Annotated in this window: 27 protein-coding genes; 15 read left to right on the forward strand and 12 right to left on the reverse strand. The window is 64.2% G+C overall.

The features are described 5' to 3' along the window. Positions 1 to 25: 25 nt before the first annotated feature. The 4 genes from FXN65_RS07665 (at position 26) to FXN65_RS07670 (ending at position 2,380) form a co-directional block, all read left to right on the forward strand. Complete coding sequence (locus FXN65_RS07665; protein ID WP_151132489.1) at positions 26 to 619, forward strand: alpha-ketoglutarate-dependent dioxygenase AlkB family protein; 594 nt, start codon at positions 26 to 28, stop codon at positions 617 to 619. Further along, positions 619 to 774 carry a hypothetical protein gene (locus FXN65_RS27850; RefSeq protein ID WP_178119283.1) on the forward strand — a complete coding sequence of 52 codons (156 nt, stop codon included), beginning with the start codon at positions 619 to 621 and terminating at the stop codon, positions 772 to 774. The genes FXN65_RS07665 and FXN65_RS27850 overlap by 1 nt, the downstream gene beginning before the upstream one ends. Before the next feature lie 258 nt (positions 775 to 1,032). Further along, complete coding sequence (gene ccoM / locus FXN65_RS28400) at positions 1,033 to 1,149, forward strand: cytochrome c oxidase subunit CcoM (RefSeq protein WP_280178739.1); 117 nt, start codon at positions 1,033 to 1,035, stop codon at positions 1,147 to 1,149. A 103-nt stretch (positions 1,150 to 1,252) separates the two neighbouring features. Beyond that, positions 1,253 to 2,380, forward strand: coding sequence for a GNAT family N-acetyltransferase (locus FXN65_RS07670; protein ID WP_151132490.1), 1,128 nt, complete (start codon positions 1,253 to 1,255; stop codon positions 2,378 to 2,380). On the opposite strand, the gene FXN65_RS07675 is transcribed toward FXN65_RS07670, so the two are convergent. From FXN65_RS07675 to FXN65_RS07700, 6 genes are all read right to left on the reverse strand, one after another. Then, positions 2,381 to 2,725, reverse strand: a complete 345-nt coding sequence (locus FXN65_RS07675) for a DUF2790 domain-containing protein (protein WP_151132491.1) — start codon at positions 2,723 to 2,725, stop codon at positions 2,381 to 2,383. A 315-nt stretch (positions 2,726 to 3,040) separates the two neighbouring features. Then, complete coding sequence (locus tag FXN65_RS07680) at positions 3,041 to 3,307, reverse strand: DUF2790 domain-containing protein (RefSeq protein WP_151132492.1); 267 nt, start codon at positions 3,305 to 3,307, stop codon at positions 3,041 to 3,043. A gap of 142 nt (positions 3,308 to 3,449) precedes the next feature. Then, on the reverse strand, positions 3,450 to 5,282 hold the full coding sequence (locus FXN65_RS07685; protein ID WP_151132493.1) for an ABC transporter ATP-binding protein: 1,833 nt from the start codon (positions 5,280 to 5,282) through the stop codon (positions 3,450 to 3,452). A gap of 57 nt (positions 5,283 to 5,339) precedes the next feature. After that, positions 5,340 to 5,894 (reverse strand): peptidylprolyl isomerase, encoded by a 555-nt coding sequence (locus FXN65_RS07690; protein WP_151132494.1) that lies wholly within the window; start codon positions 5,892 to 5,894, stop codon positions 5,340 to 5,342. Beyond that, positions 5,888 to 6,697, reverse strand: a complete 810-nt coding sequence (locus tag FXN65_RS07695; RefSeq protein ID WP_151132495.1) for an alpha/beta fold hydrolase — start codon at positions 6,695 to 6,697, stop codon at positions 5,888 to 5,890. The genes FXN65_RS07690 and FXN65_RS07695 overlap by 7 nt, the downstream gene beginning before the upstream one ends. 13 nt (positions 6,698 to 6,710) lie before the next feature. Beyond that, positions 6,711 to 7,637: a LysR family transcriptional regulator gene (locus tag FXN65_RS07700; protein ID WP_151132496.1), complete on the reverse strand. Its 927-nt coding sequence runs from the start codon at positions 7,635 to 7,637 to the stop codon at positions 6,711 to 6,713. Positions 7,638 to 7,746: 109 nt separating this feature from the next. Here FXN65_RS07700 and FXN65_RS07705 point away from each other — a divergent pair, with 109 nt between their 5' ends. From FXN65_RS07705 to rarD, 3 genes are all read left to right on the forward strand, one after another. Next, positions 7,747 to 8,061, forward strand: coding sequence for a 3-phosphoglycerate kinase (locus tag FXN65_RS07705; protein WP_151132497.1), 315 nt, complete (start codon positions 7,747 to 7,749; stop codon positions 8,059 to 8,061). A gap of 161 nt (positions 8,062 to 8,222) precedes the next feature. Beyond that, the gene (locus FXN65_RS07710; RefSeq protein WP_151132498.1) at positions 8,223 to 8,822 is read left to right on the forward strand and encodes an FMN-dependent NADH-azoreductase; all 600 of its coding nucleotides are present in this window, start codon (positions 8,223 to 8,225) and stop codon (positions 8,820 to 8,822) included. Between the two features lie 480 nt (positions 8,823 to 9,302). After that, complete coding sequence (gene rarD / locus FXN65_RS07715) at positions 9,303 to 10,199, forward strand: EamA family transporter RarD (protein WP_151132499.1); 897 nt, start codon at positions 9,303 to 9,305, stop codon at positions 10,197 to 10,199. 10 nt (positions 10,200 to 10,209) lie between these two features. On the opposite strand, the gene FXN65_RS07720 is transcribed toward rarD, so the two are convergent. Continuing rightward, positions 10,210 to 10,605, reverse strand: coding sequence for an NUDIX hydrolase (locus tag FXN65_RS07720; protein WP_151132500.1), 396 nt, complete (start codon positions 10,603 to 10,605; stop codon positions 10,210 to 10,212). Then, positions 10,602 to 11,147 (reverse strand): dihydrofolate reductase family protein, encoded by a 546-nt coding sequence (locus FXN65_RS07725; RefSeq protein ID WP_151132501.1) that lies wholly within the window; start codon positions 11,145 to 11,147, stop codon positions 10,602 to 10,604. The genes FXN65_RS07720 and FXN65_RS07725 overlap by 4 nt, the downstream gene beginning before the upstream one ends. 137 nt (positions 11,148 to 11,284) lie before the next feature. Here FXN65_RS07725 and FXN65_RS07730 point away from each other — a divergent pair, with 137 nt between their 5' ends. Beyond that, positions 11,285 to 12,616: a DEAD/DEAH box helicase gene (locus tag FXN65_RS07730; RefSeq protein ID WP_151132502.1), complete on the forward strand. Its 1,332-nt coding sequence runs from the start codon at positions 11,285 to 11,287 to the stop codon at positions 12,614 to 12,616. Then, positions 12,613 to 13,107 (forward strand): DUF1294 domain-containing protein, encoded by a 495-nt coding sequence (locus tag FXN65_RS28520; RefSeq protein ID WP_151132503.1) that lies wholly within the window; start codon positions 12,613 to 12,615, stop codon positions 13,105 to 13,107. Before FXN65_RS07730 ends, FXN65_RS28520 begins: the two co-directional genes overlap by 4 nt. 431 nt (positions 13,108 to 13,538) lie before the next feature. On the opposite strand, the gene FXN65_RS07740 is transcribed toward FXN65_RS28520, so the two are convergent. Next, positions 13,539 to 14,516 carry a zinc-dependent alcohol dehydrogenase family protein gene (locus tag FXN65_RS07740; protein ID WP_151132504.1) on the reverse strand — a complete coding sequence of 326 codons (978 nt, stop codon included), beginning with the start codon at positions 14,514 to 14,516 and terminating at the stop codon, positions 13,539 to 13,541. A gap of 221 nt (positions 14,517 to 14,737) precedes the next feature. Between FXN65_RS07740 and FXN65_RS07745 the strand changes: the two genes are divergently transcribed. Then, a complete protein-coding gene (locus FXN65_RS07745) occupies positions 14,738 to 15,796 on the forward strand; it encodes an HAD family hydrolase (RefSeq protein ID WP_151132505.1) in 1,059 nt (352 codons plus the stop codon). A gap of 172 nt (positions 15,797 to 15,968) precedes the next feature. Further along, entirely contained in the window at positions 15,969 to 17,261 is a 1,293-nt protein-coding gene (locus FXN65_RS07750) for a phospholipase (RefSeq protein WP_151132506.1), read from the forward strand. A 65-nt stretch (positions 17,262 to 17,326) separates the two neighbouring features. Here the strand turns inward: FXN65_RS07750 and FXN65_RS07755 are convergent, their stop codons facing one another. Beyond that, complete coding sequence (locus FXN65_RS07755; protein WP_151132507.1) at positions 17,327 to 19,660, reverse strand: LTA synthase family protein; 2,334 nt, start codon at positions 19,658 to 19,660, stop codon at positions 17,327 to 17,329. Between the two features lie 272 nt (positions 19,661 to 19,932). Here FXN65_RS07755 and FXN65_RS07760 point away from each other — a divergent pair, with 272 nt between their 5' ends. Then, a complete protein-coding gene (locus FXN65_RS07760; RefSeq protein WP_151132508.1) occupies positions 19,933 to 20,769 on the forward strand; it encodes a CvfB family protein in 837 nt (278 codons plus the stop codon). A gap of 256 nt (positions 20,770 to 21,025) precedes the next feature. After that, the gene (locus tag FXN65_RS07765; protein WP_151132509.1) at positions 21,026 to 21,286 is read left to right on the forward strand and encodes a DUF3509 domain-containing protein; all 261 of its coding nucleotides are present in this window, start codon (positions 21,026 to 21,028) and stop codon (positions 21,284 to 21,286) included. 46 nt (positions 21,287 to 21,332) lie between these two features. On the opposite strand, the gene FXN65_RS07770 is transcribed toward FXN65_RS07765, so the two are convergent. Continuing rightward, positions 21,333 to 21,656, reverse strand: coding sequence for a hypothetical protein (locus FXN65_RS07770; protein WP_151132510.1), 324 nt, complete (start codon positions 21,654 to 21,656; stop codon positions 21,333 to 21,335). Positions 21,657 to 21,938: 282 nt separating this feature from the next. Between FXN65_RS07770 and FXN65_RS07775 the strand changes: the two genes are divergently transcribed. After that, positions 21,939 to 22,850 carry a c-type cytochrome domain-containing protein gene (locus tag FXN65_RS07775; RefSeq protein WP_151132511.1) on the forward strand — a complete coding sequence of 304 codons (912 nt, stop codon included), beginning with the start codon at positions 21,939 to 21,941 and terminating at the stop codon, positions 22,848 to 22,850. A 65-nt stretch (positions 22,851 to 22,915) separates the two neighbouring features. Here FXN65_RS07775 and FXN65_RS07780 read toward each other — a convergent pair whose 3' ends face one another. Beyond that, on the reverse strand, positions 22,916 to 23,851 hold the full coding sequence (locus FXN65_RS07780) for a DMT family transporter (protein WP_151132512.1): 936 nt from the start codon (positions 23,849 to 23,851) through the stop codon (positions 22,916 to 22,918). 127 nt (positions 23,852 to 23,978) lie between these two features. Here FXN65_RS07780 and FXN65_RS07785 point away from each other — a divergent pair, with 127 nt between their 5' ends. Next, entirely contained in the window at positions 23,979 to 24,917 is a 939-nt protein-coding gene (locus FXN65_RS07785; protein ID WP_151132513.1) for a LysR substrate-binding domain-containing protein, read from the forward strand. Positions 24,918 to 24,959: the final 42 nt, after the last annotated feature.

Consider the following 24,959-nt stretch of genomic DNA (forward strand, 5'->3'; position numbering starts at 1 on the left):
ATCTCTTCCCCTGAAGCCGATGCCGGTGGACCTGTTCGACGATATTCCCCTCCAACTGCCCGATGCCGAGCTGCGTTACGAGCCGCACTTCCTGTCGAGGGACGAGGCCAGTGACTGGCTCGCGCGGCTGGTCGCCGAAACGCCATGGGAACAGCCTGAGGTCAATCTGCACGGCCGCTATTACCCGGTGCCACGCCTGGTGGCCTGGTACGGCGATCCCGAGGCCAGCTACCGCTATTCCGGTCTGACCCACCAACCCTTGCCCTGGACGCCATTGCTGGCGGAAATCCGCGCGCGGCTGGTGGGCGCGACAGGTCAACCCCTCAATGGCGTGCTGCTCAATTACTACCGCGACGGCCAGGATTCCATGGGCTGGCACAGCGACGACGAGCCCGAACTGGGGCGCAATCCGCTGGTGGCCTCGCTGAATCTGGGTGGCACCCGTCGCTTCGACCTGCGGCGCAAGGGCGGCAGCCGCATCGAGCATTCCCTGGAACTCGGGCATGGTGCGCTACTGGTCATGAGCGGGCCGACGCAGCATCATTGGCAGCACCAGGTGGCGAAGACACGTACCCCTTGCGCCCCCCGGCTCAACCTCACATTCCGCTGGATTCGCTGATGAGCAACGACGACAACCTGATCGACTTCGGCGCCGAGCGCGACAAGCGCATCCATGACGTCCACGAGAAGCGCCTGAACGACATGCGCAAGGCCTTCGAGCAAGCCATGCCCCTGTCCAAGGGCAAAAAAGGCAAGAAGCCGAAGAAGCGCTGAGTTCAGTGCGACCTTCCCCAGATCCTCACCACTTCTTTTTTGTGGGAGCGAATTCATTCGCGAATGAATTCGCTCCCACAAAACGGCCGTTCCCATCCTTTCCGTTGTCGCACATCCCCAAAAATTGACTTGGGTCAGTGTCCCGCCTGCCTGCTCGCAGGTGCCCGGAACCTGTTGATCCAGATCAATTTTCCACTCCTGCCGTGCGGGTAACTTGAACCCATCGAAGCAACAACGCCACAACGCAGGAGGCAGATCATGTTCATCGATACAGTCGTTCTCGCCGGTATAGGCACCGTCGGTCTCATGGTCGCTTTCTTCGCCGGTGTTGGTTACTTCATCTGGAAAGACTCGCACAAACGCAATTCGCGTTGAGTCACTCTGGGTTTACAGGCACGCAAGGCACCTCGGGCGACTTCGGTCGCCCATTTTTTTGTTCCCGCTTTTCTTCCTTCCCGGCCCGCGCCAGACTGGCGCAATGCCGATCCAGACCCTATCCCGCCTAGACGATCTCGACCCGCAGCACTGGGATACCCTGCTGCCGGACGACCAGCCGTTCCTGCGTCATGCTTTTCTATCCACCCTGGAAGAAAGCGGCAGCGTGGGTGGCCGCAGTGGCTGGCATCCGGCCCATCACCTGCTCCGTGGGGCGAATGGCGAACTAAAGGCCGCGATGCCCGCCTACCTGAAAAGTCACTCCTACGGCGAGTACGTGTTCGATTGGGCGTGGGCCGACGCTTGCCAACGTGCTGGCATTCCTTACTACCCCAAACTGTTGGCGGCCGTGCCTTTCACCCCGGTAGGGGGCGCGCGGTTGCTGGCGGTTGATGATGCTGCGGCAAGCGAGCTGCTCGATGCGGCGGTGGCCGACGCTGCTGCCGACGACCTGTCCGGGCTGCACATCAATTTCACCGATGCCTTCGCCGACCACCATTTGCGTAACCGCGAAGGCTGGCTGGAGCGCCTCGGCTGCCAATTCCACTGGCGCAATCACGGCTATCGGGATTTCCAGGATTTCCTCGACGCCTTGAGTTCGCGCAAGCGCAAGCAGATCCGCAAGGAACGTGAGCAGGTGGCGGGGCAGGGGATCGAGTTCCAGTGGCGCGGTGGCCAGGAACTGGATGAGGCGGACTGGGATTTCGTCTATTCGTGCTACGCCAATACCTACCGGGTGCGTGGCCAGGCGCCCTATCTAACCCGCAGCTTCTTCAGCCTGCTGGCCGAGCGGATGCCGGAGACGATCCGCGTGGTACTGGCGCTGCAGCACGGCCGGCCGGTGGCCATGGCGTTTTCGCTACAGGGTGGTGACACGCTTTACGGGCGTTACTGGGGGTGTCTGGCGGAGTTCGACAGGCTGCATTTCGAAACCTGTTTCTACCAGGGCATCGATCAGGCCATCGCAGCGGGACTCAAGCGTTTCGATGCCGGGGCCCAGGGCGAACACAAGTTGATACGGGGATTCGAGCCGGTGATCACCCGCTCCTGGCACTGGCTGTCCCATCCCGGCTTACGGGCTGCGGTGGACGACTTCCTGGTGCAGGAGCGGGGTGGGGTGCTGGCCTACGCAGAAGAAGCGCGCGGCCTGCTGCCCTACCGGCGGGATTGATCAGCCGATCTGGGTGGGGTCAGGGGAGGCGTCAGTCCCGCTGTCGGGGGAGACGTCGATATGGCTAACGAGGGTGCCGTCAGCGGTAGTGCCGCCCCATTCGAGGAAGCGGAGCTTGTGTACTTCGCCTTCGCTGTCTTCGTAGACGAGGGTGACCGGGACTACGCCTGTCTTCTGGGAGGTGTCGGTGCGGTGCAGCACCTTCTGGATGTCGACTTCCATTCCGTAGTGATAGTCCACGGGCTGCAGAGCGGCACCGTGGTTCTGGTTCTGAATGCCATCCTGGGCGAATACGCTGGGCGCGAGGCTAGAGAGCAGGGCGCTTACAACCGAGGCCATTTTCATAAGGCTTGTATTCCTCTGTTGGGTTTCGCTTACAAGGGACTCCATCTGACCCACTGAGCGTTTTTAGTTCAACCGCCCGCTTCGGCGATCCTCGGTTTGGGTGTTTTTTAACCAGCGGCAATCGCCCGAGCTTGAGGTGTTGCGACCGTTTGTCGCAGGTGGTGATTTTTTTATCTTCTGGTCCATCTGGGCATTAATTCCACCCCGACTAAACCGTTCATCTGGTGAATTCACCTGGGCAAGGTGTACCCCACATCCGAGGGCACGAGGTCGGGGCACATGGTGCGCCCGGCCTTCTGTCCGGTGCCGTACGGATCAGCTGTTACTGGTGTGGCTGCCCCATTCCAGGAAGCGGACCTTGTGCAGTTCGCCCTGGCTGTCTTCGTAGACCATGGTGACGGGAACCACGCCCGCGCGCTGGCTGGCGTCGGTGCGATACAGGACGCGCTGAACGTCCAGTTCCATGCCGTAGTGGTAGTCGACTGCCGGAATGCCGGCCCCGATATCCCGCTGGTATTCCTGGGCGAACACGCTCGGGGCGAGGCTGGCGAGCACGGCGCTGACGGCGGATGCGATCTTCATGGGCTGATCCTCTCTTGGGTCCGTTTATGGTTTCGGGTGAAACCGGAGACGGACTCCATATGACCAGCCGGGGGCGCCGGCTTGAAATCAATGCGCCTTGTATTGGAGATCAGCCGCGTCGATGCAGGGACGCGGCCTGGGCTCATTCCACGCCGACGAAACCACCTGTCTGGTGCTGCCAGAGGCGTGCGTAGAGGCCGCCGTACTCCAACAGTTCGCCGTGGGTGCCGCTCTCCACGATCTTCCCCTTGTCCAGCACGACCAGGCGATCCATGCGGGCGATGGTGGAGAGGCGGTGGGCGATGGCGATCACCGTCTTGCCACGCATGAGGGTCTCCAGGCTTTCCTGGATCGCCGCTTCCACTTCCGAGTCCAACGCGGACGTCGCCTCATCCAGGATCAGGATGGGGGCGTCCTTGAGCAGTACGCGGGCAATGGCGATGCGCTGGCGCTGGCCGCCGGAGAGCTTTACCCCACGCTCGCCGACATGGGCGTCGAAGCCGCGGCGCCCGCTGGCATCCGAGAGCAGAGGGACGAACTCGCTGGCACGGGCCTTGCGCACCGCCTCCAGGAGTTCCGCGTCGCTGGCGCCGGGGCGGCCGTACAGCAGGTTGTCGCGGATGGATCGGTGCAGCAGCGAGGTGTCCTGGGTGACCATGCCGATCCGCGCGCGCAGGCTTTCCTGGGTCACTCGGGCGATGTCCTGGCCATCGATCAGGATGCGTCCGCCCTCCAGGTCGTAGAGCCGCAGCAGCAGGTTGACCAGGGTCGACTTGCCTGCGCCGGATGGCCCCACCAGGCCGATCTTTTCGCCGGGGCGCACGACGAGGTCGAGCCCCTCGATCACGCCGCTGCCTTTGCCGTAATGGAAGCTGACGCGCTCGAAACGCACCTCGCCCCGGTTCACCTTCAGGGGCTGGGCGTCCGGGTGGTCGACGACCTGGCGCGGTACCGAAATGGTCTGCATGCCGTCCTGGACCTGGCCGATGTTGTCGAAGATGCCGGTGACTACCCACATGATCCAGCCGGACATGTTGATGATGCGGATCACCAGGCCGGTGGCCAGCGCAATGGCGCCGACGCTGATCAGGCCCTGGTTCCATAGCCAGAGCGCCAGGCCGCAGGTGGTGACGATCAGCAGGCCTCCCATGGTGGTGATGGTGGCGTCCATGGCGGTGATGACCCGCGCGGTCATCCGGGTCTTGTGGGTCTGCTCGTCGATGGCTTCGCGGGCGTAATTCTCTTCCTGGCGGGTGTGCGCGAAGAGCTTGAGCGTGGTGATGTTGGTGTAGCCGTCGACGATGCGTCCCATCAGTTTCGAGCGGGCATCGGACGATTCCACCGAACGCTGCTTTACCTTGGGGACGAAGTAGATGATCGCGAAGAGGTAACCGGCGATCCAGGCCGCCAGCGGCAGCATCAGGCGCCAGTCCGCTTCGGCGAACAGCACCAGGGAGCTGACGGCGTAGATCAGCACATGCCAGAGGGCGTCCACTGCCTGCACTGCGGAATCGCGCAGCGAGTTCCCGGTCTGCATGATGCGCTGGGCGATGCGCCCGGCGAAGTCGTTCTGGAAGAAACCCAGGCTTTGCTTGAGCACATAGCGGTGGTTCTGCCAGCGGATCAGGTTGGTGAGGCTGGGGTTGATGGTCTGGTGGACCAGCAGGTCGTGCAGGCTGTTGAACAGCGGTCGCAGGATCAGTGCAACGATCGCCATCCACAGCAGCTCGGCGCCGTGCCGCTGGAAGACTTCGCCGCTGGGGGTGGCTTGCGCCAGGTCGACGATGCGGCCGAGGAAGCTGAACAGCGCCACTTCGAACAGCGCGACGATCAGTCCTACCAGCAACAGGGCGCTGAACACCGGCCACACCTGGCGCAGGTAGTAGACGTAGAAGCGCACCACGCTGCGCGGGGGCATTTCATCAGGCGCCTGGCGAAAAACGTCGATCAGGCGCTCGAAGCGTTTGAACAACATAACGAGTCCATCCGAAAGTGAAGCGGTCGGTCCGGGCGTCCTGCCCGGGCCGAAAAATCAGAGCCGCTTGGCGGAGAGGATCACCACCGGCTGCAACGGAACGTTCTGGTACATCCCGCGATTGCCGGTGGGTACGTTGGCGATCTGATCGACCACATCCATGCCACGCACCACCTTGCCGAACACCGCGTAGCCGAAGTCCCGGCTGCCGTGGTCGAGGAAAGCGTTGTCGTTGTGGTTGATGAAGAACTGGCTGGTGGCCGAATTCACCGCCTGGGTACGCGCCATGGCCAGGGTGCCGCGCAGGTTGCGCAGGCCATTGTCCGCTTCGTTCTTGATCGGGTCGCGGGTTTCCTTCTGGCTCATATCGGTGTCGAAGCCGCCACCCTGGATCATGAATCCGGGAATCACGCGATGGAACACGGTGCCGTTGTAGAAGCCGGCGTCCACGTAATCGAGGAAGTTTTTCACACTGGCCGGCGCCTTGTCGGCTTCCAGTTCCACCTCGATTTCCCCGGCGCTGGTGGTCAGCAGCACGTGGGGTTTTTCGGCGGCCAGGAGGTTGAGGGAGACGAGCAGGGCGCAGGCGCCCAGGACGAGTTTCTTCAGCATGGTTTCGGGTCCTTGTTGCGCTCCACTTCGGCCAGGAAGTCGAGCAGGGTGGCGTTGAATCGTTCGGGTTGATCCAGCGGTGTGGCGTGACGGGAATTCTCGATGACCACCAGCCGCGCGTTCGGCAGCTCCTTCACGTAGGCCTCCTTCTGGGAGACCGGTGTGTAGTCGCGGTCGGCGGTGATCACCAGGGTCGGGCTCTGGATACGTTGCAGGTGATCGCGTACGCCCCAGCCGATGATGGCGTCCAGTGAGGAGAGGTAGGCGCGCTTGTCGTTCTGTGGCCAGCGCTCCTCGATCTTGCTGCGCAGGTCACCCTGTTCGGGCAGCGGGAACAGCAGGCGGCCAAGGGCCTTGGCGATGCTGTCGAGGCTGAGCAGGCGCGAGAGGGTCCAGCGCTTGGCGATCTCCAGGTAATCCTTCGGTGAACGGGGCTTCACTTCGGGACCGCTGTTGACGATGGTCAGGCTGCGCAGCAGCTCCGGGTGATCGACGCCGAGCTGGAAGCCGATCATGCCGCCCATGCTGATGCCCACCAGGTGCACATCGATCAACCCCAGGTGCTCGATCAGCGCTGCCACGTCCTCGGCGAATGCGGCAATGCTGTAGCGCTCCTGGGGTTTGTCGGAGCGGCCGTGGCCGCGCACATCAAGGGCGATGACACGGTAATGAGCGGCGAGGGCGGGGATCTGGTACTCCCAGTCGCGGGTGCTGGAACCCAGGCCGTGTACCAGCAGCACCGGCATGCCGTGGCCGTAGTCCTCATAGTGCAACTGGCATCCATCATTCTCGAAATACGACATGAACGACCTCCTGTCAGGCGCTGGGGAGCGGGGCTGCGAATGGCGCGTCCAGCGGCGCCGAGTCGAAGGTCTTGATCAGCTCGACCAGGATCTGTGATGCCGGCCCGAGGGCCTTGTCCTTGTTGGAATAGAGATAGAAGGAGGGGTGGCGGCTGCCGCCCTGCTCCAGGGGCAGCGGCTTGAGCTGTCCGTCCTTGAGTTCCCGCTCGATCAAGTGGCGTGGCAACCAGGCAAAGCCCAGGCCGCTGCTGACGAAGTTGGCGGCGGTGGACAGGCTGCCCACCGTCCAGCGTTGCTCCGCGCCGAGCCAGCCGACGTTGCGCGGCTGGGTTCGGCCAGTATCGCGGATCACCACCTGCAACTGGCTTTCCAGGTCCTGGAAGTTGATCTGGCGCTGCAGGCGATGCAGGGGATGATCGGGGTGGGCGACGGCGACGAACTCCACCGAGCAGAGCCCGGCGCCCAGGTAGCCCTGGATGTCCAGGCCGGTGATGGCGAGGTCGGCGGAGCCTTCCAGCAGCACTTCCTCGACGCCGGAGAGCACTTCTTCGCGCAGGCGCACGCGGCAACCGCGGCTTTGCGGCATGAAGGCGGAGAGGGCGCGCACCAGGCGGGCGTTGGGGTAGGCCGCGTCGACTACCAGGCGCACCTCGGCTTCCCAACCCTGTTCCATGTGGTGGGCCAGTTCTTCCAACTGGCTGGCCTGCTTGACCAGCTGGCGCGAGCGGCGTAGCAGCACTTCACCGGCTTCGGTCAGCACCGCCTTGCGCCCTTCGATGCGCAGCAGGGGAACGCCCAGCTGTTCCTGCATACGCGCGACCGTGTAGCTGACCGAGGATTGCGAGCGATGGGTGGCTTCCGCCGCCTGGGCGAAGCCGCCGTGATCCACCACGGCCTGCAGGGTCCGCCACTGGTCCAGGGTTACGCGCGGGGCTTTCATGCGGTGCTGCTCCTCTAGCTGCTCATGCAGGCAGATTGTGTGTGCCCATGGCGCTGATTCCGCCTGTGGCGCTCTGTTAAGCTGGCGTTCTCTGCACTGGAGATCGCCCATGAAGAAACTCTGCTGTGCCCTGTTCGCCCTGTTGCCGACCCTGGTCCTTGCCTATCCCATCGAGGTGGAGAAGCAATACAACGGCGCCGAGATCGTCTACGACACCACCGATATTGCAAGCAACATGGCCGCCATCAATATCCAGAACGTTGGTGGAACCGCAGCGGAGTGCAAAGCGGTGTTCGTCAACGGGCCTGAAACCCCCAAGGTGCGCAAAGCCGTGATCGAAAGTGGCAAGAGCGCCTACGTGACGGCCAACTTCACCCGTGCAGTGATCAAGCTGCGGATCAAGCTGACGTGCAATCCCAAGTAGTCAGAGGCAGGATTCGGGCACAGCAACCAGCCTAGTGCCCCTTCTGTTACAAATCAACTTTCTTGATATTTTTAGGCGGATATTTACGCTTTTTTATCGATTAGTGACGAAATAATCTGCACCCCATCGACGCAATCAACCCCCCGATGGAGGTAGCCCAAATGTCCCGCGTACTCGTCATCGAAAGCAGCGCCCGCCAGCAAGGTTCCGTTTCCCGCCAGCTCACCCTGGATTTCATCGCCAAGTGGCAAGCCGCCCACCCGGCCGATGAGATCACCGTTCGCGACCTCGCCACCGAGCAGGTTCCGCACCTGGACGCCGACCTCCTGGGTGGCTGGATGAAGCCCGCCGAACAGCAGAGCGAAAGCGAAAAGGCCGCCCTGCAGCGCTCCAACCTGTTGACCGAGGAACTGCTGGCTGCCGACGTGCTGGTAATGGCTGCCCCCATGTACAACTTCGCCATCCCCAGCACCCTGAAATCCTGGCTGGACCACGTGCTGCGCGCCGGCGTCACCTTCAAGTACACCGAAACCGGCCCCAAGGGCCTGCTCACTGGCAAGCGCGCCTTTGTCCTGACCGCTCGCGGCGGCATCTACTCCGGCAGCCCGCTGGATCATCAGGAGCCCTACCTGCGCCAGGCCATGAGCTTCATCGGCATCCATGACGTGACTTTCATTCATGCCGAAGGCCTGAACATGGGCAACGAATTCCAGGAGAAGGGCCTGGCCTCCGCCAAGGCTCAACTGGCCCAGGTCGCCTGATCCGCCGTTCCGCTCCTCGCTCCTCCAGGTGCGCCATGGCTCCTTGAGCGCACCCACTCTGCCCGGCCTGGTTCAGGTCGGGCTTTTTTATGGGCGACGAGAAACAGAGACCGGTGCCCTCCTTGGCGAATGAATTCGCCGCCACAGGGAAGTGCCCGGGCTGAACGCCGGCACGTATAGCTCCCTCTCCCCCTGGGGCGAACAGGCAGGCTTTCGGATGCACTGCTTCCGGTACCGATGAGCGCCAGGACGCGCAGCGATCTGGCTGGGGCGCAGGGTGAGGTTGGGTTGAGGGGCACCGTGGGCCGCTCGGACTCAAGTCATGCCGTTTTCAACAACGCCAGCGACGGCCCTGCCCGGATGGTCAGATTCCGCCCTTGCTAATCTTCCGCTCGCGGCAAGGAAGGCGTATGTTCGCCGGCTGCTTCGCGAGGCCCTGATGATGTCGTCCCATTCCCTTCTCCACGTGCAGAGACGGTCATGAAGCTGTCCGGTCGTGGTGTCTCGCTGTCCCTGACGGCGTCCGTCCTGTTCGCCCTGATGCCTGGTTACGTGCGCGAGCTGGCGCCGCTGGATGGCGTTCAGGTATTCGCCCAGCGGGTGCTCTGGTCGATCCCGGCGGTGCTCCTGTTATTGATGCTGACCCGCCAATGGCCCGCATTCGTTGCCGTGCTCGGTCGACTCAGGCGCGAGCCATTGCTCCTGGCTTCCCTGCCACTTGCGGCGGTACTGATCGGCCTTCAATGGGGGCTGTTCCTCTGGGCGCCCCTGCAGGGACGGATGCTGGAGGTGTCCCTTGGTTATTTCCTGCTGCCCCTGGCGATGGTGGTGGCGGGACGGGTGTTCTATGCCGAGCGCCTGCGACCGCTGCAACTGGTGGCGGTGCTCTGCGCCCTGGCCGGAGTGCTGCACGAACTCTGGCTGACCCGCGCCTTCTCCTGGCTGACCCTGGTCACCGCCCTGGGCTATCCGCCTTATTTCATGCTGCGGCGCTGGATGAAGCTGGATGCATTGTCCGGCTTCATCCTGGAAATGGCAGTGCTGGCGCCCCTGGCCATCTGGCTGATCGCGAGCTTCTCGCCGCCGGGTGCCTTCAGCCAGGCGCCGCAACTCTGGTGGCTGATTCCTGGCCTGGGATTACTGGGCACCCTGGCATTCGCGGCCATGATGGCATCCAGCCGGCTGCTACCCCTGGGGTTGTTCGGGATTCTCAGCTACGTGGAGCCGGTGCTGCTGTTTGCGGTGGCGGTGGCGTTCCTCGGCGAGCCCTTCAACCCCGCCCAGCTCTGGACCTACCTGCCGATCTGGCTGGCCGTGCTGCTGATCGGCGGGGACAGCGCGATGCTGTTGCGCAGGCAGGCCCGCAAAGGGTTCTGAACAGGGTCGCTCAGCGACCCGCCAGGGCGTCCAGCACGTGGTCGCGCAGCAGCGGGGCCAGATTTTCCGGGTGGGGCTGGCCGGGCTCCAGCCAGGCCAGTTCTTCCAACTCGGCCGCTGCTTCCACGGCGTGGGGCAGGCGGGCGATGAAGATGTCGGCATCCACCCAGGTGTCCGCCTCATTGGCGGCCGGCGCGCGGAAGCGGCCCAGCGGAGCCAGGGCCGAGGCTTCCAGGCGCAGCTGAAGTTCTTCCCAGAGTTCGCGTTGCAGGGCCTGAAGCGGGCTTTCGTCAGCCTCGCGCTTGCCGCCGGGCAGCATCAACGCGTGGGTGCCGCGTTTGCGCACCAGCAGCAGGCGATCTTGCGGGTCGAGCAGGCAGGCGGCGGCGATATTCAGGGTGGTCATGGCGTCTCGGCTTCGGTCAGGAGTTGGTAGTGCAGCTGCACCACGCCGGTGGTAAAGCTGCGCTGCTCGCGAAACTGGAGGCGGCGTTCGAGGCCGGTGGCGAACATCGGGATACCGGCACCCAGGAGGTGGGGAATGACGCTGACCACCAGTTCATCGAGCAGCCCGGCAGAGTAGCAGGTCCCCGCCAGCGAACCACCCCCGACCAGCCAGACGCGCCGGCAGCCGGCGGCGGCCAGTTGCTCGAGGGCCTGGGCCGGCGTGTCGTGGCTGATCTGTACGTCCGGGCTGGCTTGTGGGGGTTCGTTGCGGGTCAGCACGATGCAGGGTCTGCCGGGATACGGCCATTCGCCGCCGAACGCCAGGATGCTCTCGTAGGTCATCCGCCCCATCAGCAGGCCATCGATGCTGGAGTAGAAGGCCTGGTATCCATGATCGTCACCCGACTCCTCGATGGGCTTCAGCCAGTCGACGCGGCCGTCGGGACGGGCGATGTAGCCATCGAGGCTGGCGGCGACGTAGTAGATCAGGGCTGGACGCATGGAGAAGCTCCTGGAAAGGGTGCAGAGAGCGTATACCTGCTCGGGTTTTCCGTCGCTGGCTCATTCGGAAATCGGGCGTTTGCTCCCGACTCCGGGTAACCTATGCAGCTATTTACGCTTTTGATCGAGGTAACCCCGTGTTTTCCCAATTCGCCCTGCATGAACGTCTGCTCAAGGCCGTTGCCGAACTCAAATTCGTCGAGCCGACCCCGGTGCAGGTGGCGGCCATTCCGCCGGCCCTGGAAGGGCGCGACCTGCGGGTGACCGCCCAGACCGGCAGCGGCAAGACCGCCGCCTTCGTCCTGCCGCTGCTGAACCGCCTGATTGGCGAGGCCAAGCCCCGTGAGCGCATCCGCTCGCTGATCCTGCTGCCGACCCGCGAGTTGGCGCAGCAGACCCTGAAAGAGGTGGAGCGCTTTTCCCAATTCACCTTCATCAAGTCCGGCATCGTCACCGGCGGGGAAGACTTCAAGGTGCAGGCAGCGATGCTGCGCAAGCTGCCCGACGTGCTGGTCGCCACGCCGGGCCGCCTGATCGAGCACCTGAACGCCGGCACCGTGGACCTGCGCGAGGTGGAAGTGCTGGTGCTGGACGAGGCCGACCGCATGCTCGACATGGGGTTTGCCGAGGACATGCAGCGCATCACCGAACTCTGCGCCAACCGCCAGCAGACCCTGCTGTTCTCCGCCACCACCGGAGGCGCCGCGCTGCGCGAGGTTTCCGCCAATGTGCTGCGTGACCCGCTGCATCTGCGCCTGAACAGCGTCGATCAGCTCAACGAGAGCACCCGCCAGCAGATCATCACGGCCGACCACGCCGAGCACAAGGAGGAGCTGGCGCGCTGGCTGCTGGCCAACGAGACCTACCAGAAGGCGATCATCTTCACCAACACCCGCGCCCAGGCCGATCGGCTGTACGGGCATCTGGTGGCGGGCGGCTACAAGGCGTTCGTGCTCCACGGCGACAAGGACCAGAAGGACCGCAAGCTGGCCATCGAGCGTGTGAAGCAGGGCGGTACCAAGGTGCTGGTGGCCACCGATGTCGCCGCCCGTGGCCTGGACATCGAGGGCCTGGACCTGGTGATCAATTTCGACATGCCGCGCTCCGGCGATGAGTATGTGCACCGTGTCGGCCGCACCGGCCGTGCCGGTGGCGAAGGCCTGGCGATCTCGCTGATCTGCCACAACGACTGGAACCTGATGTCCAGTATCGAGCGCTACCTGAAGCAGAGCTTCGAGCGCCGGACCATCAAGGAGCTCAAGGGCACCTACACCGGTCCGAAGAAGGTCAAGGCTTCCGGCAAGGCCGCTGGCGCCAAGAAGAAAAAGACCGACAAGAAAGGCGACAAGAAGGCTCCGGCCAAGGCCGCCGCGCCCAAGCGCAAGCCGAGCAAGCCGCGTGAGGAGTCCCGCGTGGTGAGCACCGACGGCCTGGCGCCGCTCAAGCGCAAGAAGCCGGCGGCGGAATGATCCGTCGGCTTGTCCCGGCCTCGCTGCTCTTCGCGCTGGGTTCGGCGCAGGCCGAGGTCTATCGCTGCATCCAGGCAGATGGCGTGGTGCGTTACACCGATCAGGGCTGCGGATCGCTGGAAGGTTCGCGGCCGCTGGCCAGTGCGGATGCCGTTGAGCAACTGCTGCAGACTGCCGCGAACGGATTGGGCCAGTGGGTGCAGCCCCTGCTGGGTGGCGCTGCGCCCGGGACGCTGTTGCTGGCGGTCTATCTGCTCATGAGCCTGGTCTGCTTCGTCGCGTACTGGCGTGACAAGCGCTTCGCCGTAGCCGGGGCAGAACGTACGCCCGAATCGCGTCTCCACCTGTACGAACTCCTCGGCGGCTGGCCGGGCGGCCTGCTGGCCCAGAGGCTGATTCGCCACAAGAATCGCAAGGTCGCCTACCAGGTGAAGTTCTGGCTGATCGTGGCCGTGCACCTGGGGGGGCTGGGGTACTGGTTGTTTCATTGAGGCGAGCACGGCGGACCTGCGGCCCGCTTGGCGAATGAATTGGCTATGTCTGCGTCAGGTATTGCTAGAACCGCTGAGCCAAGCGGATTGCCGACTTCCGGGGATGTCTCTGGTTTCGCCTGCCGGCGAGTCAGTTCTTTCAAACGTCGAAGTGCCGCCCACAAAGAAGTAACCAAGAACGTTTGCCCCGGCATCCGACCCGGCTGCACCGGGTGCCCTCCCTCCATCGTCGCTCCGGGGGCACGGCGAGCGGCATCCATGCCGCTCGCCCCCTCTGCAACGATTCCGTTAGGCCTCCTGAAGGGGCACGGGTCGTCGCTCCACCTTCCTCGCTGAGTTTCAGGTCGTTTTGGGCTTCAGGATGAATTCATCGCGCCAGGCGCGAGTCCCCCCCTCTCCCATCGGGAGAGGGCCGGGGATGAGGGGGCCTCTCAGGGCACCAGTACGATCTTCCCATTCCGCTCGCCACCGGCTGCAGCGGCGACGGCTTCCTTGATCCGGCTGATGTCATAGGTGGCGGCGATGCGTGCCTTGAGCTTGCCGCTGGCGATCAGTTGGATCAGTTCGCCGAACAATTGCATCTGTTGCTGCGGCGTGGCCTGGCGGAACCAGCGCGCCAGCCAGAAGCCTTTCAGGGTCACATCGCGGAACACGAAGGAGCCCGGATTCACCTGGCAGGGCTCGCCGCTCATGCGGCCGTAGTTCACCAGCACGCCGCCCTCGGCCAGGCTGGCCGCGAGATGGTCGGTGGAGGCGCCGCCCACGGCGTCGATGCCCAGTTTCACCGGCGTGCCGCCGGTGGCTTCGCGCACGCGCTTGGCCAGGTCGGGGCCGTCCACCAGCACGACGTCGCCGCCTTCGGCCTGCACGGCGGCCACCGCCGAGTCGCGACGCACCACGTTGATGGTCTTCAGGCCGCGGATCTTCGCGAGCTGGATCAGGTAGCTGCCCACTCCCGAGTTGGCGGCGTTCTGGATCACCCAGTCGCCTGGCTGCAGGTCGACGAAATCACGCAGCATCAGGTAGGCAGTGGGCGGGTTGACGGTGAGCATCGCCAGTTGCTGCGGATCGGCGCTGGGCAGGGGGATGAGCTGCTTGGCCTCGGCGATCAGGTGGGTACGCCAGGTGCCGCAACCCACCGGAAGCAGCACGGTCTGGCCGGGCTTCAGGCCGGTGACGTCGGCGGCCACTTCCAGCACTTCTCCCACGCCTTCATTGCCGCCGATGGCGGGCAGCGGCGGCAGCATGCCGTATTCGCCGGTCAGGGTGAGTACATCGGATGGGTTGATCGGTGCCGCCAGTACCTTAACCAGCGCCTGGCCGGCGGCCACGGCTGGCAGTTCGAACTCCACGGCTTCGATCACGTCCTGGGGCACCGGGCCACGGGTCTTGTATTCGGCTTTGAGCATGACGCTTCTCCTGGCGGCTTGAGGGGAGGTTGAGTCTAGCCGCAGGCGGTCGAGACGGACTGAATCCTCTGCCATTCCCGTGGCTGATCGGCTGGCGCTAAGAGAATGCTGGAGGTCGTTCTGGTGCCGGCTCCGGTCAGAGCCTTTGCTAGGTTCGGCGACGAAGCTGGAGTCGGGGCTTCGCCATGCTCACGCAAATCATCAGAAGGAATAAGAAGAAGATGAAGATCGCCAAGACGTTGATCTCCGCTGCACTGTGCCTGGGGTTGGCCAGTGGCGCCCAGGCCGCGACCGAACTCAAGCACTGGCCGGAGCCGGCGGCGAAGCAACTGGATGCGCTGATTGCCAGGCACGCCAACCAGGGCAACTTCGCCGTATTCGACATGGACAACACCAGCTATCGCTACGACCTGGAGGAATCCCTGTTGCCCTTCCTGGAAATGAAGGGCGTCCTCACCCGCGAGAAGCTCGACCCCTCGCTCAAACTGATCCCCTTCAAGGATGTGAAGGGGCACAAGGAAAGCCTCAACAGCTATTACTACCGCCTCTGCGAAGTCGACGACCTGGTCTGCTATCCCTGGGTCGCCCAGGTGTTTTCCGGCTTCACCCTGCGTGAGCTGAAGGGTTATGTCGACGAGCTGATGGCCTACGGCAAGCCGGTCCCCGCCACCTATTACGAAGGGGACGAAGTGAAGACCATCGAGATCAACCCGCCGAAGATCTTCACCGGCCAGAAGGAGCTGATGAACAAGCTCAACGAGAATGGCATCGAGGTCTACATCATCACTGCCGCCCTGGAAGAACTGGTGCGGATGGTCGCTTCGGACCCGAAGTACGGCTACAACGTGAAGCCGGAGAACGTCATCGGCGTCACCACGCTGCTGAAGGACCGCACGTCCGGCGCGGTGACCACCAGCCGCAAGCAGATCACCGATGGCAAGTATGACCCGAAGGCCAACCTCGACCTGGAACTGACGCCTTACCTGTGGACTCCGGCCACCTGGATGTCAGGCAAGTACGCGGCGATCCTCACCTATATCGACGAGTGGAAGAAGCCGATCCTCGCCGCTGGCGACACGCCCATCAGCGACGGCTACATGATGTTCCACGGTACCGATGTGGCCAATGGCGGCATCAATCTGTGGATCAACCGCAAGGCCAAGTACATGGATCAGATCAGCGCGATGCAGAAGCGCAATGCCGAGGCCCAGGCCAGGCAAGGCGTGCCGGTGACAGCGGACAAGAACTGGATCGTGGTGGTGCCTGAAGACATCCAGTGACCGCATGTCTTCGTGAAACGACCGCCTCCGGGCGGTCGTTTCGTTTCATGCACTAGAGTCATTCCTGTCGGCTTGATCGGTGAGTCGGGTTGTCCTGGCTGGACAGTGATGCCCCACGCCGTGGCTGTTACCCTGCCGGGCCTTGCCTGACCCCCCCGTCATGGAGTGATCGATGAAGTACCTGGCACTCGCCCTCAGCCTGAACCTTGCCGGCCTGCCTTCCGCGGCGCTGGCCTGGTCCAACCACGCCCTGGGAACCGCCCTGGCGCTGGCGGACCAGCCGCAGATCAGGGACGCGCAGCCGGTGCAGGTGGAAAGCCTGGAATCCTTCCTGGACGAGGAGGGCGTGGCCCTGGAGCAGTTGCTGGACGAGCAGGAGGAGTTCTTCCGCGAGAACCTTCCGGGCTACCCGGAACGACCTGATGAACTGCGCTGGGTGCCGACCCATGGCGGTGATCACCGCAGGGCTTTCCTGACGGCGCTGCGGGTGAACCCCGAGATCAGGCTGGCCTACTTCGTCCAGGCCCTGCCGGGGATGGACTGGAATGGTCGCCCAGCCCTCGATGCCTCCGACGTACTGGTGTTCCACAAGCTCAGCCTGTGGCGCGAATGGCGCTTCTACCAGGTGCAGCCCGGCGAGATGCTGCCCGCCCTGGCGGTCGTGGCCAGTGCCGCCGATGAGCCGGATTACGGCCACGACATCAACCTGTTCAGCGACAACCCGGGTGAAGCCGGTGCCCGCTACAACTTCGGCAAGCAGCCCTTCGGCGACGCGCGTTTCGAGTACTCATCCCAGGCACCGTTCCATATCGGCTACTACCACGAGGACGACCTCATCTACCGCTCCGCGCCCTATCTGGCGCGCACCTACCCCGAAGTGCGGGTCCACCAGTACCTGGGCCTCGCGCGCTTCGCTTTCGAGAGCGGCCACCCGTACTGGGGTTATCGCTTCCTCGGCTGGGGCCTGCATTACATCCAGGACCTGACCCAGCCCTACCACGCCAAGGCCTTGCCAGGCCACGGCACACCCGCGCTGATCTGGGTTGCCCTGAAGGCCGCGGTCGGCCTGGACAGCGACAAACTGGCGGCCATCGAGCAGGTGGCCAACCGGCACACCGAAGTGGAGAAGTACCAGGCCGACTGGTTGCGCAAGCTGCTGCGCGAGGGCCGCAACGACAGTCCATTCGTGCGGGCCTATGCCGACAGCCGGACGGATGCTGACTATCCGCCCTTCGATGGCGACTCGCTGCGCCTGGTGGTGTCCCAGGAGTCCTATGACGCAGCCGACGAATTCGACGCACGCATCGGCCACTGGCTGGCGGGAGGGCAGACGCAGACGGGGTTCAGCCAGGGCAACCAGCTCGCGCCATTACCCGACGATGTTCAACTGGACCAGGCGCTGGTGCGCCTCATCCGCCACTTCGGCGCCCACAGCCGCAACGCCACCCGGGCGACGCTCCCCTGAGGGATGCTGCTCATCTTGTGGGGAACCCTGGATAGAACAGGGGCGCCATTTCGGCGCCCCTTCGCTTAGTGATACTGCTGCAACCTCAACTCGGTGCTTTCGGGCAGCACGGCGCGCTCGTTGCCGGGATTTTCCAGCTCGTTCTCCAGGGCGTCCTGCTGCCGGCTCAACAGGCCGAAGAGCGTGGTGATCGGGTGCAGCGGGCGTTTCTGCGCCACCTGGGTATTGGCCTCGGCGGCCACGGCGGCCTGCGGCAGCGGTTCGGTGGTGACGCGGAAGTCGCTGATCTCGATCACGCCACGACCCTCGGCCAGCAGGTGGAAGGAGAATGCCTTGCGCGCTTCCGGGTTGTCGAAAGCGAAAGTGACCTTCAGCGGCTTGCCCTGCTTGAGCAGCGGCAATTCGGGAATCGGCAGCGCCACGTCACGCTCGAATTCCTTGGCCTTGAGTCGCAACTGGGCACCTTGCTTGTCCATGCGCAGGACCTTGATGCTCATCTGCACGCTGGTGCGGCTGTTCTTCGGCAGTTCCATGTACTGGGCGCCGATCAGGTTGTCCGCCCAGTCATCCCGGGCCTTCTCCTTGAGACGAATACGGTCGCGGGTGGCGAACTGGTATTCCTGGCCGAGGCTGCCGCCCTGCAGGGACTGGTCCAGAAGCGAAGCACGCTGGGCGATCATGCGCGCCTTCTTGCCGCTGTAGCTGCCCAGGTAACGGGCTTCGTCGGCAATGAAGCCCTCGCTCTGGTAGCGCCGGCAGACCTGGCGGAAATCGCATTCGGTGAAGGTGTCCTTGCCATCGTGGTAGCGCAGCTTGCCGTTGGTGTAGGACATGATCTCGCGGCCGCTTTCGTAGTCGCGGAACAGCGAACGGCCAGAGAGGTTCTGCGGCACGCGGTAGCCGAAGTAGTCGAGGATGGACGCAGTCAGGTCGACATGGCCGTACACACCGCTCTTGATCGGCGGCAGCGCTGCCTGCTCGGGCGCCAGCACCAGGTTGAAGCCCCAGGCGGAGGCGAGGCGGACGTTTTCGATGCCGTGGGATTCGTCCGAGGTGACGATCACCAGGGTGTCCTTCAGTACGCCCTGTTTCTCCAGGCCGGAGAGGAAGGCGTCCACGGCGTCATCCAGGTAGGCGATGGCGGCTTTCTTCGAGTCCGGGTAGCGCATCAGGTAGTCGACCGGGGCCGAGTAGGGCTGGTGGGTACCGACGGTGAGCAGGGTGAGCATCCACGGCTTCTTCTGGTGGCGCAGTTGCTTCACGTAGGCCTGCGCACCCTCGAAGAAGGCCTTGTCGTCCATGCCCCAGGGGAACTCCAGGTAGGCCTTGTTGCGGAACCAGTTGCGCCCAAGGGTCTTGTCGAAGCCCATCTGCGGCATGATCTTGTCCTTGGCCATGAAGCGCAGCCCGGCACCCTGCAGGAAGTGGGTGCTGAAGCCGTGCTGGTGCATCTGCGAGGGCAGGCAGGCCTTGGCGCGCGCCGGGTTGTTGAGCAGTTCCAGTCCCTTGGGCGTGCCGGAGTCCAGCTTGCTGTAGTCGCCGCAGAGCATGGCGTACAGGCCGCGAATGGTCTGGTGGCTGTGCAGCACGTAGTCCGGAGTGGTCATGGCGCGTTCGGCCCAGGTGCTGAGCTTGGGCATCAGCGAATCCTGGTAGCTGCTGTTGATTGCGGCACGGTTGGCGGCGATATAGGCGCCGGGAATGCCTTCCAGGGTAATCACCAGGACGTTGCGCGCACGGCCAGGGCCGGCGAGCAGGGGCGTGCCGTCGAGGTCCAGGCGCGCCAGACCGGCGATGTCCGGCGGCACTTCCGGCTGGTCGCCGTCGAGCCAGTCTTCGACCGCCAGTTGGCCGCTACTGACGGCGCTGGCCATCAGCTTGTGCGGCAGGTTGAACTGCTTCCACTGGTCGGCATCGCTGGGCTGCACCGTTTGCAGGGTGACGTACCCGGTCAGCAGCGCGGCCGGCGCGGCGAACCATTTCCAGTTCAGCGGATCGTGGCGGCGCCGCCAGAACAGCAGGCAGGCCAGGACGCCGGCACCGAGCGCCAGACCCAGGTAGGGATGGGTGATGCCGCCGCCCTGGGTGGAATGGCTGACGAATTGCGGGTCGAGCAGGTACTTGATGTCACCCGGTTCCGGCATGCGGCCGACGGCGCCCACCAGTTCGGCGTTGCCGAGGATCATCACGCTCCAGAGCAGCATCAGCGGCAATGCCAGCCACAGCGAGCGGCTGTAGATCAGTACGACCAGGAAGCTGCCGAAGGCGAGGTCGGAGAGGTAGCCGAAGGGGTTGGACCAGCCCAGCCAGTAGCGGCTGGCGAGGGGAATCACCAGGAACAGTACGCCGAGTGTTGCCAGCGATAGGGTTTGCGACAGCCAGTGGCTGGATGGACGCACAGGAACTCCTGAGATGGGACAGTGAGAATCCGTCGGGTGATGCCGGAATACATGAAGGCCGCGTGTGCGACGACATGATTCTGAAACATCGTTGTGCTAGCGACCAGTAGACAGTTTTGCAGAATGAAAATTCAGGCTGACTCGTTCGGTTTGTCCCGCGATGAAAGTCGGATTTGACGGGTTTCGTGGTGCCTGCGCCGGATGCCCGGCGCGCGTGGTTAGCCGGCCGGCCAGCAGGTAGAATGCCGCTTCGAATTTCAGAGGTAGCGAAGATGGCACTTTTCGGGCGTTTCAATTCACTTCAGGTGGCCAAGCACACCGAGTTCGGTCTGTACCTGGATGGCGGCCCGGATGGCGAAATCCTCCTGCCGCGGCGCTACGTACCCAAGGATCAGCCTACCGAAGTGGGCGACTGGCTGAACGTCTTCCTTTACCTGGACAGCGAAGACCGTCCGGTGGCCACTACCCTCAAGCCCAAGGTCCAGGTCGGCGGCTTCGCCAGCCTCAAGGTCGTGGAAATCAACCGCATCGGCCTGTTCCTCGACTGGGGCCTGCCCAAGGACCTGCTGTTGCCGCATTCGGAGGAGAAGCGCCCGCTGCAGGTCGGCGACTATTGCGTGGTGCACGTCTACCTCGACAAGCGGACCCGCCGCATCACCGCTACCGCCCGGCTGGACCGCTACCTGGACCAGACCCCGCCGCGCTACAAGACCGGCCAGGAAGTCGACCTGCTGGTGGTGGACAAGACCGACCTCGGCTTCAAGGCGATCATCGACGGCAAGCACTGGGGCCTGATCCACAAGAACGAGATGTTCAAGTTCGTGCGCAGTGGCATGCGCGAGAAGGGCTATATCAAGGAAATCCGTGCCGACGGCAAGATCAGCCTGAGCCTGCAGCCCCTGGGCGCCGAGGCGGTCAGCGGCCTGGGCGAGCAGATCATCGCCGCGCTGCGTGCCGAAGGTGGGACGCTGAAACTGTCCGACAAGAGCCCGCCGGAACTGATCAGCCAGCGTTTCGGCGTCAGCAAGGGTAACTTCAAGAAGGCCATCGGCGGCCTCTACAAGCAGGGGCTGATCCGCATCGAAGACGATCGTATCGAACTGCTCTGATCCCTCTGCAGGCCGCGCCTGGCGCGGCATTGCATACAAAGCCCCTGGCCCGGCGCGCACCCGGGCCGGGGGCTTTGCCTTTCAGTGGTCTTGCAAATTGCACGCTGCAAACTCCTGGAATCGTGCGCAATGCATGGAAAAATTTGTTCAAAAAATTTGCAAACGACTGATTTATTTGGCGTTTCCGTTGTCATAGCGCTGGCATGCACGCTGCAAACGAGGTGCAGGAGCAATCATTTTTCTGGGAGAGAAAGACATGGATCTGGATTTTGACAAGCTGATCAGCGCCTTTCCGGAATACGAGCTGAGCACCAAGCGTCGGCCCGATGGTGGCTTTGTGCTGACGCTGGAGCGCGATGGGAAATTCTTCCAGCGCGTGGTGGCGGCGACGGCGCAGTTGGATTGGCTGGTCAGCACGCTCAAGCGCGACCTGGCGCTGGAGCATGGAGAAGTTCCACCGGTGGATTCGCTGAAGGTGTTACACCGAAAGCCTCTGCCGCGCTATCTGCGCGCCTGAGGCCGACAGGCCGCGACAGGGACATCGCGGCCGGAATGGCCAGGGATCAGGTCTCGATCCCGGAGGGAGGCAGCATGGTGTCCTCTTCCTTGCCCTCATCCTTGTTCGACGGCGCGCGCGGTGCCTGGTCGCGAGCTTCGTCCTTCTTCTGTTCGCCCAGCAATTCCCTGGCTGAAGCCTGGGCTTCGTCCACTTTCTTGTTCAATTCGTTGACCGCTTCGCCAATGGCTTCCCGGGCGATCTCCTGGGCGGCCGCCTCGGCTTTCTCCGCCAGCTTGTTGGCCGACTCCTCGGCCAGGTCGCAGCCGGCGAGACTGGCCAGCAGGCCGGCGCCGAGCAGCAGGGCGGTGAGGCGGGGGACAGGTTTCATGCAGTGATTCTCCAGTTACGACACGCGGCGCCATCATTGCCTACGGCAGGCGCTGAGGAAACAAGCCAGTCCGGCGATTCTGTATGCGGACGTTTCCAATTCTACGTGCATGGGAAAGCCCCGGGTCTACAGCGGCGACTGGATAGAGCCCGGGGCTTGGGGCCGGCACACGCCAACCTCGAGTAAACTGACCGACGGATCGCAGTGGGGTTCCACGCGACGGCGCTACAGGCTCTGCTTCACTAGGCTTGGTGGGTTGGGCAACGCTGAAGCGGGGGCAAAATGGGCAAGGTGCCGGGGCTGGTCAAACTCTGTTCGCTGCTCCTGGCTCCGGCAATGGCCTTCGCCCAGGACGTGACCTTCGACGATATCCAGCCGATCCTCCAGGCCCGTTGCGTGATGTGCCATGCCGGTGAAGCCGCGCCGCTCGGCCTGCAGCTTACCAGCCTCGATGAACTGCTCAAGGGCAGCAGCCGGCCGGTGGTGAAGGCAGGCGATCCCGCCGCCAGCGAGCTGATCCGGCGCCTGAAGGGCCAGAGCCAGCCGCGCATGCCGATGACGGGGCCGCCCTTTCTCAGTGATACCGAGATCGCCTTGTTCGAAGGTTGGATTGCTGGCGGCTTGCAGGCTGGCAGCCGTCCCTCGAATGCCACCGTCGCGCCTGCACCGCTGCAACGTCCCCCCGCTGGCCAGCCGGTCACCTACAGTCATGTGGCACCGATATTCGCCAGCCGCTGCGTCAAGTGTCATTCCCTCTACGGCCTGATGGGCTCCGCCCCGGAGGGCCTGCGGCTCGATTCCTATGTCGCCATTCTCGATCGCCACGAGCGCGTGCGCGTGGTGCCCGGTGCTTCCGACGCCAGTGAACTGGTGCGGCGCATACGTGGCCAGTCGCAACCGCAGATGCCCTACGACGGCCCGCCCTTTCTCAGCGACGAGGAAGTCAGCCTGATCGCGGACTGGATCGACCAGGGCGCGCGCGATGCAGAGGGCCGGCCGGCACCCAGCCCCGTGGGGTCACGGGTACGGCTGCAAGGCGTGCTGGGGGAGGGCTGGACCCTGGATTCGCTGCCACTGGTGATCGGCCCCGGCACCCGCATCGACAAGTCGCCGGGCGTCGGTGACTACGTTGAAGTGCGCGGGCGCTGGCGCGCGGACGGCCGGGTAGAGGTGGAGCGCATCCGCCGGCGCTGATCTCTGGCCGGGGGAGTTTCCCTGACTTTGCCTCCACGACGAAGCACGAAGCTGTCAGAGCCTGGTCAGGCCTCGGAAGGGGCGAGCGCCTTGCGTTGCTGGCGACCACGCAGCAGCTCGGCACCGCTGACCAGTACGATGCCGCCCAGCACCAGGGTCGCGCCGATGGCGAAGGACGGGTCGATGGTTTCGCCCAGCACCAGCACGCCGAAGGTGACGCCGAACAGTGGCGTCATGAACGACAGCACCGACAGGCGCGATGCCAGGTAACGGCGCAGCAACCAGAACCAGGCCAGGTAGCTCACCAGGGCGATGACCACCACCTGGAAGGCCAGGCTGATGACGGCCTTCTGGGTCAGTTGCATGTCGGTCTTGCCGGTGCTGAACGCCACCACGGTGAGCAGCAGGACGGCGCCGAACAGCTGGTAGAAGAGGGTCTTCACCGGGTTGGCCTCGGACAGCTTCGATCCGCGGATCACCAGGGTGGTGGCGCCCCAGGCCAGGGCTCCGCACAGGGCGTAGATGTCTCCCAGCAGCGCATTGCCGGGGGCACCGGCGGGCTGGCCGAGGAAGGCCGTGGCGATGCCGCCGAAGGCCACCAGCACGCCCAGCCACTGGATGGGCGAGAGGCGCTCCTCGGGCAGCATCAGGTGCAGGCCGAGGGCCGCGAACATGGGCGCGGTGTAGAGGAATACCGACAGGTGTGAGGCGCTGGTGTGGTTCAGCCCTTCGCCGATGAACAGGAATTCCAGGGCGAACAGCGTACCGACGGTGATGCCCGGCAGCAGGGTGCCATCATTGAAGGCGCCGCGGCCTTCCTTCCACAGCACCAGGGCGCCCAGCACCAGGGCGGCGCCGCCGGAGCGGATGGCCAGTTGCAGGATGGAGGGCACGTCGTCCAGCGTCAGCTTGATCGCCACCTGCTGGAAGCCCCAGCAGATACAGAGGACGAACATCAATCCGCAGGCGAACCAGTCCAGGGGAAGGCGGGAGGGTTTCATCGTTCGACTCGCAAGGCAGAGGGGCGCGGCAGACGCCGCCAATGGGTGGCAGGATCGTCCCCGGCCGGCTTGCTTTCAAACGATGATTTGTCATCATGCTTTGACTTGAACTCAAAGCGAACCCGCCATGCGCCTCCCTTCACTCATTGCCCTGCGTACCTTCGGGGTTGCTGCCCGCAGCCGCAATTTCACCGAAGCCGCCCAGGAGCTTTCAGTGACGCCGGGAGCGGTGAGCCGGCAGATCCGCCTGCTGGAAGCTGAGCTGGGCGTGAGCCTGTTCGACCGCACGCGCAACACCGTCACGCTGAACGACAACGGCCGTCGCCTGGCCGCCACCGTCGCCCAGGCCTTCGAGCTGCTTGAACGAGGCGCCGACGAGCTGCGCGGACAGGACGAAGGGCCGATCCACATCACCTGCGCTCCGTCCATCGCCAGCCACTGGCTGATGCGCCGGCTCAACCAGTTCTCAGCCTGTAACCCGGACATCACCCTCAGCCTGGAAGCCACCGAGCAACTGGTGGACCTTGAGCGCGGCGAGGCGACCCTGGCCATCCGCTTCACCACCACCGGCGCGCCCATGCCGGCCAGCGAGCTGTTGTTCGTCGAAGAGTTCTTCCCGGTTTGCAGCCCCGCCTACCTGGAGCAGTACGGCGTTATGCGCGAACCAAGGGACCTGCTCGGCGCCCGGCTTATCCACACCCACTGGAAGAACACCGGCAACCTGCATCTGCCGAGTTGGGAAGACTGGTTCGCCACCTATGTGGGCGAGCCGGGGCCGGTGAAGGGGGGAATGCGCTTTGGCCTGATCGGCCACGCCATCCAGGGGGCGGTGAGTGGCCAGGGATTCGCCCTGGGTTCCACGGCCCTGGCCTTCGACGACATCGCCAATGGCCGGTTGGTGCTGCCTTTCGGCGAGGCTTGCCGCCTGCCGACGCCCTGGGCCTACCGGCTGGCCTGGAGCCGCAGGTCGCCCCCGGCGGAGAAGGTACGCAGGCTGATCGACTGGCTGCTGGCAGAAGCCCGAGCCAGCACGATGCCGGGGCAGGGAGGGGGAAAAGCGGGTTGAAGCGGCGGATGACGCCAGGCGTCGCATCCGCCGCCGCAGACG

It is taken from the genome of Pseudomonas lalkuanensis (assembly GCF_008807375.1).
Classification (GTDB): Bacteria; Pseudomonadota; Gammaproteobacteria; order Pseudomonadales; family Pseudomonadaceae; genus Metapseudomonas; species Metapseudomonas lalkuanensis.